At 71.1% G+C, this 13,518-nt stretch carries 16 protein-coding genes; 10 read left to right on the forward strand and 6 right to left on the reverse strand.

The window, feature by feature from the left end:
• The coding region (locus VFZ39_RS09260) for a D-arabinono-1,4-lactone oxidase (RefSeq protein ID WP_330865451.1) at positions 1 to 1,283 on the reverse strand (1,283 nt) is incomplete at its 3' end.
• A 9-nt stretch (positions 1,284 to 1,292) separates the two neighbouring features.
• Positions 1,293 to 2,480 carry an MFS transporter gene (locus VFZ39_RS09265; RefSeq protein WP_330865452.1) on the reverse strand — a complete coding sequence of 396 codons (1,188 nt, stop codon included), beginning with the start codon at positions 2,478 to 2,480 and terminating at the stop codon, positions 1,293 to 1,295.
• A 59-nt stretch (positions 2,481 to 2,539) separates the two neighbouring features.
• On the opposite strand from VFZ39_RS09265, the gene VFZ39_RS09270 reads away from it, so the two are divergent.
• From VFZ39_RS09270 to VFZ39_RS09280, 3 genes are all read left to right on the forward strand, one after another.
• The gene (locus VFZ39_RS09270; RefSeq protein ID WP_330865453.1) at positions 2,540 to 3,628 is read left to right on the forward strand and encodes a ferrochelatase; all 1,089 of its coding nucleotides are present in this window, start codon (positions 2,540 to 2,542) and stop codon (positions 3,626 to 3,628) included.
• Complete coding sequence (locus VFZ39_RS09275; RefSeq protein WP_330865454.1) at positions 3,625 to 4,464, forward strand: inositol monophosphatase family protein; 840 nt, start codon at positions 3,625 to 3,627, stop codon at positions 4,462 to 4,464. The genes VFZ39_RS09270 and VFZ39_RS09275 overlap by 4 nt, the downstream gene beginning before the upstream one ends.
• Before the next feature lie 170 nt (positions 4,465 to 4,634).
• Positions 4,635 to 4,925 carry a DUF4193 domain-containing protein gene (locus tag VFZ39_RS09280; protein WP_330865455.1) on the forward strand — a complete coding sequence of 97 codons (291 nt, stop codon included), beginning with the start codon at positions 4,635 to 4,637 and terminating at the stop codon, positions 4,923 to 4,925.
• A 23-nt stretch (positions 4,926 to 4,948) separates the two neighbouring features.
• On the opposite strand, the gene VFZ39_RS09285 is transcribed toward VFZ39_RS09280, so the two are convergent.
• Complete coding sequence (locus VFZ39_RS09285; protein WP_330865456.1) at positions 4,949 to 5,269, reverse strand: DUF4235 domain-containing protein; 321 nt, start codon at positions 5,267 to 5,269, stop codon at positions 4,949 to 4,951.
• Positions 5,270 to 5,305: 36 nt separating this feature from the next.
• Positions 5,306 to 5,773: a DUF3093 domain-containing protein gene (locus VFZ39_RS09290; protein ID WP_330865457.1), complete on the reverse strand. Its 468-nt coding sequence runs from the start codon at positions 5,771 to 5,773 to the stop codon at positions 5,306 to 5,308.
• Between the two features lie 35 nt (positions 5,774 to 5,808).
• Between VFZ39_RS09290 and dut the strand changes: the two genes are divergently transcribed.
• From dut to VFZ39_RS09310, 4 genes are read left to right on the forward strand one after another with little or no spacing between them, the layout of a single operon-like run.
• Positions 5,809 to 6,270, forward strand: coding sequence for a dUTP diphosphatase (dut, locus tag VFZ39_RS09295; protein ID WP_330865458.1), 462 nt, complete (start codon positions 5,809 to 5,811; stop codon positions 6,268 to 6,270).
• Between the two features lie 26 nt (positions 6,271 to 6,296).
• A complete protein-coding gene (locus tag VFZ39_RS09300) occupies positions 6,297 to 6,977 on the forward strand; it encodes a DUF3710 domain-containing protein (protein ID WP_330865459.1) in 681 nt (226 codons plus the stop codon).
• 1 nt (position 6,978) lies between these two features.
• Positions 6,979 to 7,344, forward strand: a complete 366-nt coding sequence (locus tag VFZ39_RS09305; protein WP_330865460.1) for an OB-fold nucleic acid binding domain-containing protein — start codon at positions 6,979 to 6,981, stop codon at positions 7,342 to 7,344.
• Complete coding sequence (locus tag VFZ39_RS09310) at positions 7,341 to 8,072, forward strand: DUF3159 domain-containing protein (protein WP_330865461.1); 732 nt, start codon at positions 7,341 to 7,343, stop codon at positions 8,070 to 8,072. Before VFZ39_RS09305 ends, VFZ39_RS09310 begins: the two co-directional genes overlap by 4 nt.
• Here the strand turns inward: VFZ39_RS09310 and VFZ39_RS09315 are convergent.
• Both VFZ39_RS09315 and VFZ39_RS09320 read right to left on the reverse strand, forming a co-directional pair.
• Positions 8,055 to 8,726, reverse strand: coding sequence for a TrkA family potassium uptake protein (locus tag VFZ39_RS09315; protein ID WP_330865462.1), 672 nt, complete (start codon positions 8,724 to 8,726; stop codon positions 8,055 to 8,057). The two genes, VFZ39_RS09310 and VFZ39_RS09315, sit on opposite strands and share 18 nt — an antisense overlap.
• Before the next feature lie 15 nt (positions 8,727 to 8,741).
• Entirely contained in the window at positions 8,742 to 9,389 is a 648-nt protein-coding gene (locus tag VFZ39_RS09320) for a potassium channel family protein (protein WP_414690280.1), read from the reverse strand.
• Between the two features lie 77 nt (positions 9,390 to 9,466).
• On the opposite strand from VFZ39_RS09320, the gene VFZ39_RS09325 reads away from it, so the two are divergent.
• The 3 genes from VFZ39_RS09325 to VFZ39_RS09335 form a co-directional block, all read left to right on the forward strand.
• Entirely contained in the window at positions 9,467 to 11,515 is a 2,049-nt protein-coding gene (locus VFZ39_RS09325; RefSeq protein WP_414690279.1) for an APC family permease, read from the forward strand.
• A complete protein-coding gene (locus tag VFZ39_RS09330; protein WP_330865465.1) occupies positions 11,512 to 12,624 on the forward strand; it encodes a class I SAM-dependent RNA methyltransferase in 1,113 nt (370 codons plus the stop codon). Before VFZ39_RS09325 ends, VFZ39_RS09330 begins: the two co-directional genes overlap by 4 nt.
• An 85-nt stretch (positions 12,625 to 12,709) precedes the next feature.
• Positions 12,710 to 13,518: hypothetical protein (locus VFZ39_RS09335; RefSeq protein WP_330865466.1), on the forward strand; the 809-nt coding region annotated here is incomplete at its 3' end.

The raw sequence follows: 13,518 nt of genomic DNA on the forward strand, positions 1-13,518 counted from the left end.
CGCAGGTAGGCGTTGTCGAAGACCCGGTCGGGGTCGAGCCGGTCGCGCAGCGCCAGGAACTCGTCGAACAGCGGGTACGCCGGCGCCAGGTCCTCCGCGGTGCGGGTGTGGAGCTTGCCCCAGTGCGGTCGGCCGTCGTGGTCGCGCATGATCCGCTCGATCCCGGCGAAGTAGGGCCGGTGCTCGGCGCCGACCCAGGTGTGGAAGGCCAGGTAGACGCTGTCGCGGCCGTAACCGCTCGAGAGCGGGATGTCGTCGGCCGGTACGACCCGGATCTCGACCGGGAAGCTGATCCGCCAGTCCGACGCCTCGATCGCACGTCGGGCGGCGCCCAGCGCGTCCACCGCTGCCGCCAGCGGCAGCGCGTACTCCATCTCCTTGAACCCCACGTGCCGTGGGGTGGTGAAGACCCGGTGGGCGACGTCGGCGTACGTGCGCTCGGTCAGCGCCCTCGCCGAGACCTGGTTGATGGCCGGTGCCAGCGCCGGCGCGGCGGTCCCCAGCCGGTTGGCGACGGCGAAGAGCCGGTTGGCCAGCAGGTCGTCGTCGAGGAGGGCGCGCCAGCGGGGCAGCGGGTCGGCCACGTCCACGCGGTCGTTCGTCTTCACCTGCATCCGGGCGGTGTGGGGGAACCAGTACGCGTCGACGTGGTCGTGCTCCTCGGCGAGGTCGAGCAGCGAGCTGACGCCCTCGTCCCACGTGACCGGTCGCTCGTGCGCCCGCAGGACGAACCGAGGCTCGACCTCGAACGTCACGCTGGTCAGGACGCCCAGCGCGCCGAGACCCACCCGCCCGATGTCGAAGACATCGGAGTTCTCCGTGGCGGAGGCGCGCACCACCTCGCCGGTCCCGGTGACGAGCTCGAAGCCGGACACCTGGGCGGCGAGCGACGCGACGCGGCCCCCGCTGCCGTGGGTCCCGGTCGAGACCGCGCCCGCGATCGTCTGCTCCGCGATGTCGCCCATGTTGTGGAGGGAGAGACCCGATCTCTCCAGCCCGGCGTTGAGGACGTGCAGCTGGGTGCCGGCCCGTGCGGTCACGGTCATGGCGTTGCGGTCGACCGCCAGGATCCCGGTCAGCTGGTGCGGCAACAGCTGCGTGTGCTCGGGTGCAGCGATCGCGGTGAAGCTGTGCCCCGTGCCTGCCATCTTCACGGTGGTCCCGGCGGCCCGTGCCACCTCGACCGCCGTCACGACGTCGTCGACGGTCCGCGGAGCGTAGACCTCCTGCGGCCGCGCCGACTCCAGGCCGCACCAGTTGCGCCACTCGGGTGGGAGAACCATGCGGGGAATCTACTGACCGGTCACTCGGGCCCGCGGCACCAGGAGTGCTCCGAGGGCGGCGAGCAGACCGGCACCCACCGACACGAGGTACGCCGCCGACGGCCCGGCCTGGTCGACGATCGCGCCCGCGAGGGCGGCGCCCGGGGCGACGCCCGCGACGATCCCGGTGTGGAGGAGGGCCATGCCCTCGGTGAGGCGGGACGGGGGCACGGTCTGCTCGACCAACGAGGTGCTGGCGATCAGGGTCGGCGCGATCGCGAACCCGCCGAGCAGCAGGATCCCGGCCATCAGCCAGACCGACCCCACGAAGGGCAACGGCACCATCGCGGCGAACATGCCGAGCGCACCGATCCGGAGCCGGTCGACGACCGGGTTCCTCCAGTGCACCGCGCCGGTGATCAGGCCGGCCATCAGGCTGCCCAGGGCCCAGAGCGCCAGCAGCGGGCCGGCGTACGCCTGGCTGCCCTGCTCCTCGGAGAACGCCACCGTCACCACCTCCGCAGCGCCGAAGAGCGCGCCGAGCGCGAGCGTGACGACGCTGAGGGGCGCCAGGGTCCGCCAGGGCAGGCTGCCCCGGCGGCTCGAGCGGTCCCGGTCGTGGACCGGGGGCTCCGTACGCCGCTGGGCGGCCAGGAACACGGTGCCGGCCAACCCGGCGACGAGCGCGGTGGCCAGCCCCACGACCGGGTGGATCGCGGTGGCGAGGACCGTGACCAGGATCGGCCCGACGATGAAGACGCTCTCGTCGACCACGGCCTCGAGCGCGAACGCCGTCTGCAGGTCGGCGGGCCGACCGGTCAGCGCGTGGGACCAGCGCGCCCTCACGCAGGACCCGGCGGCCGGCAGCGTGGCGCCGCCCAGCGCCGCGAAGACGTACGTCGACGCGGCCGGCCAGTCCGCCTGCACCGACACGACCAGCAGCACCAGTGCGACCGTGAAGACGCCGACCACGGGCACCAGCACGCGTGCCTGGCCCAGCCGGTCGAGCAGCCGCCCCTGGAGGATCGTGCAGACGGCTCCCGCGGCGACGTAGATGGCAGAGACCGCACCCGCCAGCCCGTAGGAGCCCGACGCCCGTTCGACGAGGAGCACGATGCCCAGCCCGACCATCGAGATCGGCAGCCGCGCGACCAGCCCTGCCGCCGAGAACGCCAGCGTTCCCGGCACGTCCAGGATCCGTCGGTAGGTGTCGAGCATGGCCAGCGAAGCCTAGTGCCGCCGGGCACTCGGCGAACCCCTGCAAATACGATGGCGGCATGACCGTCGACGTGCAGCCGTACGACGCCCTCCTGCTCGTCTCGTTCGGCGGCCCCGAGAAGCCCGAGGACGTGATCCCGTTCCTGGAGAACGTCACCCGCGGCAAGAGCATCCCGCGCGACCGGCTGGCCGAGGTGGGACGGCACTACCACCTCTTCGGTGGTCGGTCACCGATCAACGACCAGAACCGCGCCCTGGTCGCGGCGCTGCGGGAGGACCTGGCCGGCGCCGGGGTCGACATCCCGGTCTACTGGGGCAACCGGAACTGGGACCCCTACCTGACCGACGCGCTGCGTGAGATGGCCGCCGACGGTGTCACGCGAGCGGTCTGCTTCGTCACCAGCGCGTACGCGTCGTACTCGGGCTGCCGGCAGTACCGCGAGAACCTCGCAGCCGCGGCGGCCGAGGTCCCCGGGGCGCCGCAGCTGGACCGGCTGCGCCACTACTTCAACCACCCGGGGTTCGTGGAACCGGTCGTGGACGCCACCCTGGCCGCGCTCGCCGAGCTGCCCGACGGCACCCGCGAGGACGCGCAGCTGGCGTTCGTCACCCACTCCATCCCCGACCCGATGAACGACACCAGTGGCCCGAGTGGCGGTTGGTACCTGCGGCAGCACACCGCGGCTGCGGCCGTGGTCGTCGAGCGGGTGCGGCAGGAGACCGGCCACCGGTTCCCGCACGAGCTCGTGTTCTGCTCCCGCTCCGGTCCGCCGTCGGTGCCGTGGCTGGAGCCGGACGTCAACGACCACCTCGAGCTGCTCGCGAAGCGCGGGGCGAGTGGGGTGGTGATGGTGCCGATCGGGTTCGTCTCGGACCACATGGAGGTCGTGTACGACCTCGACACGGAGGCGCTCGCGACCGCGTCGGACCTCGGCCTGCCCGCGGTGAGGGCCGCGACTCCGGGCATCGACCCCCGGTTCGTGGCGATGGTCCGCGACCTGCTCGTCGAGCGGGCTGCGGCGGAGCGCGGCGACGACCCGGTCCGCCACCACGTCGGGGGCCTACCGCCGTCGTGGGACCGGTGCGTGGCCGGATGCTGCCCCAACCCGCGTGGCGAGCGCGCCACGGTCGGTGGCGAGGCCGGGTGACCGCGGACGAGCCGGCGGCGCTGCGCGACCTCGCCCTCGACGTCGCCCGCGAGGCTGCCGCGCTGGTGCGCGAACGTCGGGTCGGGGGCGCGACGGTCGCCGACACCAAGAGCAGCTCCGTGGACGTGGTGACCGAGGCGGACCGGGCGAGCGAGGACCTGATCCGCCGACGGCTGCTCGAGGCGCGCCCGGACGACTCGGTGGTGGGGGAGGAGGGCGATGACCACAGCGGCCCCAGCGGAGTGCGCTGGGTGATCGACCCGATCGACGGCACCGTCAACTACGTCTACGGGCTGCCGGAGTACGCCGTCTCGATCGGGGCCGAGGTGGCCGGCGCAACCGTGGCCGCCGTGGTGCTGAACGCCGCCACCGGGACGGAGTACGTCGCCGCGCGCGGCCTCGGCTCGACCCGGGACGGGGTCGCGCTCCGGGTGCGACCGAGTCCGCCGCTGGCGCAGCGGCTGGTCCTGACCGGCTTCGGCTACCGCACCGACGTCCGTGCCGGACAGGCAGCGCGGGTCGCCCGGCTGCTGCCGAGGGTGCGCGACATCCGGCGGATGGGGTCCTGCGCGCTCGACCTGTGCCATGTCGCGGAGGGGAGCGCCGACGGGTACGTCGAGGAGGGCCCGAACGCCTGGGACTGGTCGGCCGGCTCGCTGGTGGCCACCGAGGCGGGGGCCAGGTTCGGCCTGCTGCCGGGGGGTCTCGCCGCGGAGCTGGGCGAGACCGGTCGGAAGGTCGTGATCGCCGCTCCCGCCGACGGCTGGGACGACTTCGTGGCGTTGCTCGAGGAGTGCGGTTTCGTCGGCAGGAATCCACCCTCAGAGGTGGAATAGCAGCCCACCCCCGCGCGTTCAGGCGACACGTCGTGGAACCGGTGTGCACGGAGCGACCCTCATGGTGCACACTTTGGCGCCGACGTACGCACGTGAGCACTGGACGACAAACGCGGAGCATCTGGTTGGCACCGCCGCAAACCGGCGGCCGACCGGGAAGTGGGAGAGAGATGGCGACCGATTACGACGCACCTCGGAAGAACGAGGAAGACCAGTCCGAGGAGAGCATCGAAGAGCTCAAGGCGCGTCGTCACGACAAGAACTCCGGCAAGGTCGACGAGGACGAGGCGGAGGCGGCCGAGTCCTTCGAGCTGCCCGGTGCCGACCTCTCCCACGAGGAGCTCGCGGTCGAGGTCAAGCCCAAGCAGGAGGACGAGTTCACCTGCATGAGCTGCTTCCTGGTCCACCACCACAGCCAGCTGGCGGACGCGAAGAAGATGATCTGCAAGGACTGCGCCTGACCTCCGCCGAGGTCAGCTGAGCGTCACGTCGTGGGGGTCGGTTTGTCCGGGTCCTGCTCGTCCTTGCGCAGGTCCGGCGGCAGGTGCCCGGTCGACTTGGTGTAGTAGCCGGCCGCCCGGCGGGCCGCGAACATCCGCGCCAACCCGATCAGGGCACCGCTGACGACGGCCCAGGCCACCGCCTCCCTGACGTCCACGTCCGGGTCGGCCGGGTTGGCGGGCGGCGTCTTACCGGTGGCCGCCTTCCACGAGGTGTTGAGGACCTTCTTGGTCGCTGCCGCGGCGCCGAGGACCGCCACGAGCGAGAACGCGGTCCAGACCTTCGACGAGTCTCCCGATGCCATGCCCCGACCCTAACCCGGACCACCAGTCCCGGCGCCTCACCCGTGAGTGGAGTCCGAGGTCAGAGCCTGGAGCGCTGCGGCGAGCTCGTCGGGCCGCCGCGTGCTCAGCAGCCAGTACGGCGCAGGGTCCGCCGGGTCGGTGATCTCGACCCGGACCGCCCGTTTCAGGTAGGGCCGCAGCAGTAGGTAGGCGCGGGCGTCGGCCTCCGGGCCGCCCAGCCGGCGGGCCGCGTCGGCATCCAGTGCGACGGCCTCGCCGACGTGGTCGGCCCCGATCCGCGCCCGGCCGGCGGTCAGGTGTCCGTCGCCGACCCGGATCGCAGCCGATCCGTAGCCGACCAGCAGCGCAGCCATCAGGGCCAGCGCGAGGGCGGTCAGGGCCCACGCCGCGGCCGGGGGGAGTGCGACCACCGTGGCGAGCCAGAGACTGGCCACCAGCATGGTGCCCTGGACCCACCACCGCAGCGGCACGGTCAGGCGTTCGGCGTACTCCACGGGCTGCATCGTAGGAGGGAGGAGCCCCGGTAGTGTCACCGCCCGTGCCTCAGGAACCCGACCTCGACGTTCAGATCACCCGGCTCGACCCGGACGCCCCCGTGCCCGGTTACGCGCACCCCGGAGACGCGGGCGCCGACCTCACCACGACCGTCGACGTGACGTTGGGACCCGGCGAGCGGGCGATGGTGCCGACCGGGATCGCCGTCGCGCTCCCAGAGGGCTACGTGGCGCTCGTGCACCCGCGCTCAGGGCTCGCGGCGCGGCACGGGCTCTCCATCGTCAACAGCCCGGGCACGATCGACGCCGGCTATCGAGGCGAGATCAAGGTGATGCTCATCAACCACGACCCGACGACGCCGGTCGAGCTCAAGCGCGGTGACCGGATCGCCCAGCTGGTGATCCAGCGCTTCGAGCGGGCTCGCTTCGTGGAGGTGTCCGCCCTTCCCGAGTCCGCGCGTGGTGCCGGGGGTTACGGTTCTACCGGAGGATTCGGTCCCGCCTGAGCGACCGGTCCGGAGGAGATGACGTTGTGAGGTTCGGCCGCAAGTCCAGCACCACCCCCGACCCGGCGGACCCCGCCGGGCCGGAGGAGACGGCGCAGGTGCAAGCCACGACCCGCACCGGCCCGTTCGACGCCGACGAGGTCCCCGACGACGGGGTCGCCCGCGTCGATCTCGGGTCCATGCTGGTGGCGCCGGTGCCCGGCAGCGAGCTGCGGCTCCAGGTCGACGAGCGGACCCAGCAGGTCCAGTCCGTGCTGCTGGCCGGCGCCGAGGGCGCCGTCGAGCTGCGGGCCTTCGCAGCGCCGCGCAACGGCGACCTCTGGAGCGAGATCCGGCCGCAGCTGGCGGCCGACATGGCGCGCCGGGGCGGCACGGCCACCGAGCGCGAGGGCCGGTTCGGCCCGGAGCTGGTCTGCCAGCTCACCGTGAAGACGCCGGACGGCCGCACCGGACAGCAGCCGTCGCGGATCGTCGGGATCAACGGCTCCCGATGGCTGCTGCGCGCGACCTTCCTCGGCAAGCCCGCGGTGGACGAGGAGATGGCGGCCTCCTGGGAGGACGCGCTCACCAAGGTCGCCGTGCGCCGCGGCGACCACGCGATGCCGGTCGGGGACCCGCTGCCCGTGACGCTCCCGGAGGAGGCGCGCCGGGTCGGCTCGGACACGCCGGGCCAGACTCCTGACCAGGACTCTGACCGGGAGTCCTGAGGTGGCCGAGAAGACCGGACTGCGGGCGCGCCTGAGCCGATGGGCGAGCAGCGGGCCGGACCTGCACGCCGAGCAGCTGCGACGTGAGATCGGGGACCAGGCGGAGCACACGATCTCCGAGGCTCCTGACCGCGCCCAGGTGACGGTACAGGGGCAGCTGCGCACGGTCACGCTTCGGCCCCGCGGAGGTGTTCCGGCACTCGAGGCGGAGCTCGACGACGGTTCCGCGGTGCTCGTGGTGGTGTGGCTGGGGCGCCGGCAGATCACCGGCATCGCACCGGGCCGCAACCTGCGGGTCACGGGCCGGATCGGAGTCTTCGAGGGCGTCCGTTCCATGTACAACCCGCGCTACGAGCTGCTGCCGTGACCGATCAGTCCTCGGCCGCGTCGGCCGACGTCGAGACCGTCGAGCAGGTCGTACGCGCCCAGCTGGCCAAGGCGCTGGGCGGCCGCCGCGGCATGCTCGAGGCCGCCGTCCCCACCATCCTCTTCACCGTCACCTACCTGGTGGCTGATCGCCTGCCCACAGCCCTGGTGGTCAGCCTGGCGGCCGCGCTCGTGCTGCTGGCGGTGCGCCTCGTGCAGCGGTCGACCGTGCAGTTCGTCGTCAACGCCCTGGTCGGGATCGGGATCGGGTGGCTGTTCATCACCATGTCCGCCCGCGGCGGCGCCAGCGAGGACGAGCAGGCGCTGGCGTACTTCCTCCCCGGCATCCTCTACAACAGCGGCTACGCCGTGGTGATGGCGGTGACGTGCCTGATCGGCTGGCCCCTTGTCGGCTTCATGGTGGGGAGCGTGACCGGCGACCCGACCGCGTGGCACGACGACAAGCAGATCGTGAAGCTCTGCACCCGGCTGACCTGGCTGCTCGTACTGCCCTGTGTGCTGCGCGCTGCGGTGCAGGGCCCGATCTGGCTCGCGGGCAACAGCGGAGCGCTCGACCCGCAGACCGCGGTCGCGCTGCTGGGCGTCCTCAAGGTCGTGCTCGGCTGGCCGCTCCAGATCGGCGCTCTCGCGGCGATGGCGTGGCTGCTCGGGCGCAACCACACGCCGGTGCGGAGCAGCGCCGCGGACGGGTCAGCCGCCGTGGAGTGACGGAGCCAGCAGCCGCTCCAGGGCGTTCTCCACGTCCGCACTGACGACGAACAGCAGCTCGTCGTGTGCCTCGATCGGCTGTTCGGCGTCGGGGGTGTAGACCTGCCCGTCGCGCAGGATCGTCACCAGGGCGCAGTTCTCCGGGAACGGGATCAGGCCGGCCGGCTTGCCGACGTAGGGCGAGTCGTCCGGCAACGTGAGCTCGACCAGGTTGGCGTTGCCCTGGCGGAACGTGAACAGCCGCACCAGGTCGCCGATCGTGACGGCCTCCTCCACCAGCGCCGACATGATCCGCGGTGTGGAGACGTTGACGTCGACGCCCCATGCCTCGGTGAAGAGCCACTCGTTGTTCGGGTGGTTGACCCGGCCGACGGTGCGCGGCACGCCGAACTCGGTCTTCGCCAGCAACGCCGTCACGAGGTTGGCCTTGTCGTCACCCGTGGCGGCGATCACCACGTCGCACTGGTCGAGCCGTGCCTCCTCGAGGGAGGACAGCTCGCAGGAGTCGGCGAGCAGCCACTCGGCGTCGGGAACCCGCTCGGGCTTGATCGAGCGGGGGCTCTTGTCGATCAGCAGCACCTGGTGGCCGTTGTCGATCAGCTCGCGCGCGATCGATCGGCCCACGGCTCCGGCTCCGGCGATTGCCACCTTCATGTCACTGCCTTCATCTCAGTGCTCCTCGGGCCCTCGGTCGAGGATTTCGTAGGCCTTCGCGGCGTTCTCCTCACGGATCACCAGGTGGAGCAGGTCCCCCTCCTGGATCACCGTGTCGCGACTGGGCAGCATGCCCTCGCCGAGCCGGTCGATCCAGGCGATCCGCGCCGCGGTCTGCTCCTGCAGGTGGACCGTGCGTTGCCCGATCCACGACGCGGGGGCCGGGATATGGTCGAGCCGGATCGTGCCCGACGGGTCGCGGAAGTCCGGTTCCGCACCGGCGGGCAGCAGCCGGCGCAGCACCTGGTCGGCGGTCCACTTGACGGTGGCGACGGTCGTGATGCCGAGCCGCTGGTAGACCTCGGCACGGCCGGGGTCGTAGATCCGGGCGACGACCTTGTCGATCCCGAAGGTCTCCCTGGCCACGCGCGCCGCGATGATGTTCGAGTTGTCACCGCTGGACACGGCGGCGAACGCGTCCGCCCGCCGGATGCCCGCCTTCTCCAGGACCTCCTGGTCGAACCCGAAGCCGGTGACCTTGTCGCCGTTGAACGACGGGCCCAGCCTACGGAACGCGTCCGGCTCGCTGTCGATCACCGACACCGTGTGGTTGCGGTCCTCGAGACTGCGCGCAAGGGTCGAGCCGACGCGGCCGCAGCCCATGATCACGACGTGCACGACACGAACCGTATCCCAGGCGATACCACCCAATGGGGCGCGAGGGTCTAACGTCTTCCGTCGTGGGTGTCGGCGACGTCTCGAAGCGCATCCTGCTGGGTCGCAAGCTCCGAAGCTCGCAGCTCGGCGAGACGCTGCTCTCCAAGAAGATCGCACTGCCGGTGTTCGCCAGCGACGCGTTGTCGTCAGTGGCCTACGCCCCCGACGAGATCTTCATCATGCTGTCGGCGGCAGGCGTGTCGGCGTACACCTGGTCCTGGAAGGTGGGCATCGCGGTCGCCCTGGTGATGACGGCCGTGATCGCGTCGTACCGGCAGACCGTGCACGCCTATCCCAGCGGCGGCGGGGACTACGAGGTGGCGACGGTCAACCTCGGGCGCACCGCGGGCATGACCGTGGCGAGCGCGCTGCTGGTCGACTACGTCCTCACGGTGGCCGTCTCGATCTCGTCGGCATCCCAGTACGCCGCCGCGGCGATCAGTCCGCTCGCCGGCCACCAGGCGACGTTCGCCGCGCTGCTCGTGGCCCTGCTGACCGCGATGAACCTGCGCGGGATCCGGGAGTCGGGGACGTTCTTCGCGGTCCCGACCTACCTCTTCATCGTGGCGATGGCCGCCATGTGCGGCACCGGGCTCTACCTCATGATCGTGGGCCGGCTTCCGGAGGTCGAGAGCGCCTCGCTCCGGATCGAGGCGTCGCCGGGGTATGAGGGTGAGCTCACGACCCTCGGCCTGATGATCCTGCTCGCGCGGGCGTTCTCGTCGGGTTGTGCGGCGCTGACCGGCGTCGAGGCGATCTCGAACGGCGTGCCGGCGTTCCGTCGACCCAAGAGCCGGAACGCCGCGACGACGCTCCTGCTGCTCGGCCTGATCGCGATCACCATGATGCTGAGCGTCATCACCCTCGCCCGGCAGATGGGCGTGCGGTACGTCGACCCGCACGACCTCGACCGGCTCACCCAGGCCGACGGGAGCCCTGTGCCCGAGGGGTACGTCCAGCACACGCTGATCGCGCAGATCGCCGACGCGGTCTTCGACGGCTTCCCGCCGGGCTTCTACTTCGTCGTCATCGTCACCGGCGTGATCCTGGTGCTGGCCGCCAACACCGCGTTCAACGGCTTCCCGGTGCTCGGCTCGATCCTCGCCGAGGACGGCCTGCTGCCCCGGGCCCTGGGGTCCCGGGGCGACCGGCTCGCCTACAGCAACGGCATCGTCTTCCTCGCGGTGATGGCGATCATCTTGATCCTCGCCTTCGACGCCCAGGTGACGCGGCTGATCCAGCTCTACATCGTCGGGGTCTTCGTCTCGTTCACCCTGAGCCAGCTCGGCATGATCCGGCACTGGTCGCGACACCTGCGGACCGAGAAGGATCCGGCAACCCGGCTGCGCATGCAGCGTTCACGGGCGATCAACACCGTCGGCCTCACGTTCACGAGCGTCGTCCTGGTGGTCGTGCTGATCACGAAGTTCCTGGCCGGGGCGTGGATCGCCATCTTGGCCATGACCTCCTTCTTCCTGGTGATGCAGGCGATCAGCCGCCACTACCGCAACGTCGAGCTCGAGCTGGCCGCCGACGAGGAGGACAAGGTGCTCCCGACCCGGGTGCACGCCATCGTCCTGGTCTCGAAGCTGCACAAGCCGACGCTGCGTGCGCTGGCATTCGCGAAGGCCTCCCGCCCGAACGTGCTCGAGGGCGTGTACGTCGCCACCGACACCGCCGCCACCAACCGGGTGCTCGCGGCATGGGAGGACCGCAATCTCGGCGTACCCCTCAAGGTGCTGTACTCGCCGTACCGCGAGATCGTGCGGCCGATCTCCGACTACGCCCAGGAGATCCGGCGCGCCAACCCGCGCGGCGTGGTCGCCGTCTACATCCCGGAGTACGTCGTCGGCCGGTGGTGGGAGCAGCTGCTCCACAACCAGACCGCGCTGCGGCTCAAGGGCCGGCTGCTGTTCAGCCCGGGCGTGATGGTGATCTCGGTGCCCTACCAGCTGCGCTCGTCGCAGATCGCCGCCGAGCGCGAGCGGCAGAACGACACCCGGGTCCGGTCCGGCGACCTGCGTCGCGGCAACGTCCGGCAGGGCGACTCGAACCGCCAAGTGCAGCGGTGACGAGGCGGAGGCAGCACCAGCCCCGGGCGCGTGCCCAGCGCGGCGCCTCGCGGGTCGGGGACCGGTTCACCGTCGAGGTCGGACCGGTGGCGCACGGTGGCCACTGCGTCGCCCGGGCGGAGGGCCGAGTGGTGTTCGTCCGCCATGCGCTTCCCGGTGAGCGGGTGGACGTGGTGGTCACCGAGGGCAGCGAGGGCGACCGCTTCTGGCGGGCCGATGCCGTGGCGGTCCTCGACCCGTCGCCCGACCGGGTGGCTGCACCGTGCCCCTACGCCGGCCCGGACGCCTGTGGCGGCTGCGACTTCCAGCACGTGGCGATGCCCGCACAGCGAGCACTCAAGGCCACGGTCGTGCAGGAGCAGCTGTCACGCCTCGCGGGTCTCGAGGTCGACGTGACGGTCGAGGCCGTCCCCGGCGATGTCGACGGGCTCCACTGGCGCACCCGCCAGCGCTACGTCGAGCTCCCGGACGGCCGGCGGGGCATGCGCAAGCACCGATCGCACGACGTCGTGGTGGTCGAGGAGTGCCTGATCGAAGGGCCCGCGCAGCCGTCCCACGTCGTCCACGGCCGGTCGTTCTCGGTCGCCGAGGGCGGCTTCTGGCAGGTGCACCCCGGAGCGCCGGCCGTGCTGGTCGACACGGTGCTGTCGTTCCTCGAGCCGAGGCCGGGGGAGTCGGTGCTCGACCTGTACGCCGGGGTCGGCCTGTTCGCGGCCTTCCTCGCCGACGCCGTCGGCCCGGAGGCTCGCGTCGTCGCAGTTGAGGGGAACCGCGCGGCCTGCCGGCACGCGCAACGCAACCTCGGGGGCTTCGCCGAGGTCGCGCCGGGCGCCGTCGACCAGGTGCTCACGTCGGCGTACGACGAGCCGTTCGACCTGGTCGTGCTCGACCCGCCCCGCGAGGGAGCCCGTCGGGCAGTGGTCGAGCAGGTCGTGGCGCGCACCCCCCGGGCGGTCGCGTACGTCGCCTGCGACCCGGCCGCATTGGCCCGCGACGTCGCGATCTTCGCCGAGCACGGCTACGGCCTGCGGGCGCTGCGAGCCTTCGACCTGTTCCCGATGACTCACCATGTGGAGTGCGTCGCTTTGCTCACGAAGCGTGCACGTTGATTCGCGCAGCCCGACAACATGGCTCTGACCTACGCAGGCAGCGAATCGCCTCCTGGGCTGACCAGCAACACCTAGAGTCACAGGCGTGCGTCTGATCTCAGCGGTTCTCGGGTTTCTCATCAAGAAGTTGGGGCTGCTGATCGTCATCGTGCTGACGGGCTTCCTCGCCATTCTGCTCGTGCAGTTCTTGGTGCCGTCGGTGAAGGACGCTGTGGCTGAGAGGGACCGCCTGGAGGCCGTCTCGCGGGCGCAACAAGAGCTCCGGGTCGAGCTGGAGGGCCGCAAACAGGATGCTATCGAGCGGCGAGAAGACATCTGTCCTTGGTGGGGGGATCTCATCCAGAGGCCGCTCCCTGGAAACAAGTGCAAGGACGCACAGAAGGCCGTCGACGACGCCGAAGCGGCGCTGAAGGGCACTGAGCGGCGCAAGGCCGAAGTCGACGCCGAAATGGCGCGGTTGGAGGAGTCAAAGGAGTCCGGCGTTGGATGGGTCGTTGACCAGTTCGTGGGATCGTGGAAGTGGCTACTGGCGATTGCAGCCCTCGTGTTGTTCCTGCCGCCGTTCTTGCGGATCGTTGCCTATGTCGTGCTGATGCCACTAGTCACCCGTTTGCACAACCCGATTCACCTGGCCGCTGGCTCTGAGGCTGCCAACCCGACGCTGCGCTTGGGCACGGCTGGCCGAATCCTGCCAATCCAACTCGCCGAGGGTGAGGTGCTCCGTGCGCGATCAGAGCACGTGCGTCCGGTACGAGGCAGCATCAAGGGCAGCCTGCTTTATGACTGGTCGGCACCCTTCATCAGTTTCGCCGCCGGACTGTACGGACTGAGTCGGATCACCGGCGACGCGGAGGGAACCGAGGCGACCTTGGCAACCCCGGACGAGCCGAACGC

Origin of the sequence: Nocardioides sp., assembly GCF_036374615.1 — a bacterium.
In the GTDB taxonomy this organism is placed as follows: domain Bacteria; phylum Actinomycetota; class Actinomycetes; order Propionibacteriales; family Nocardioidaceae; genus Nocardioides.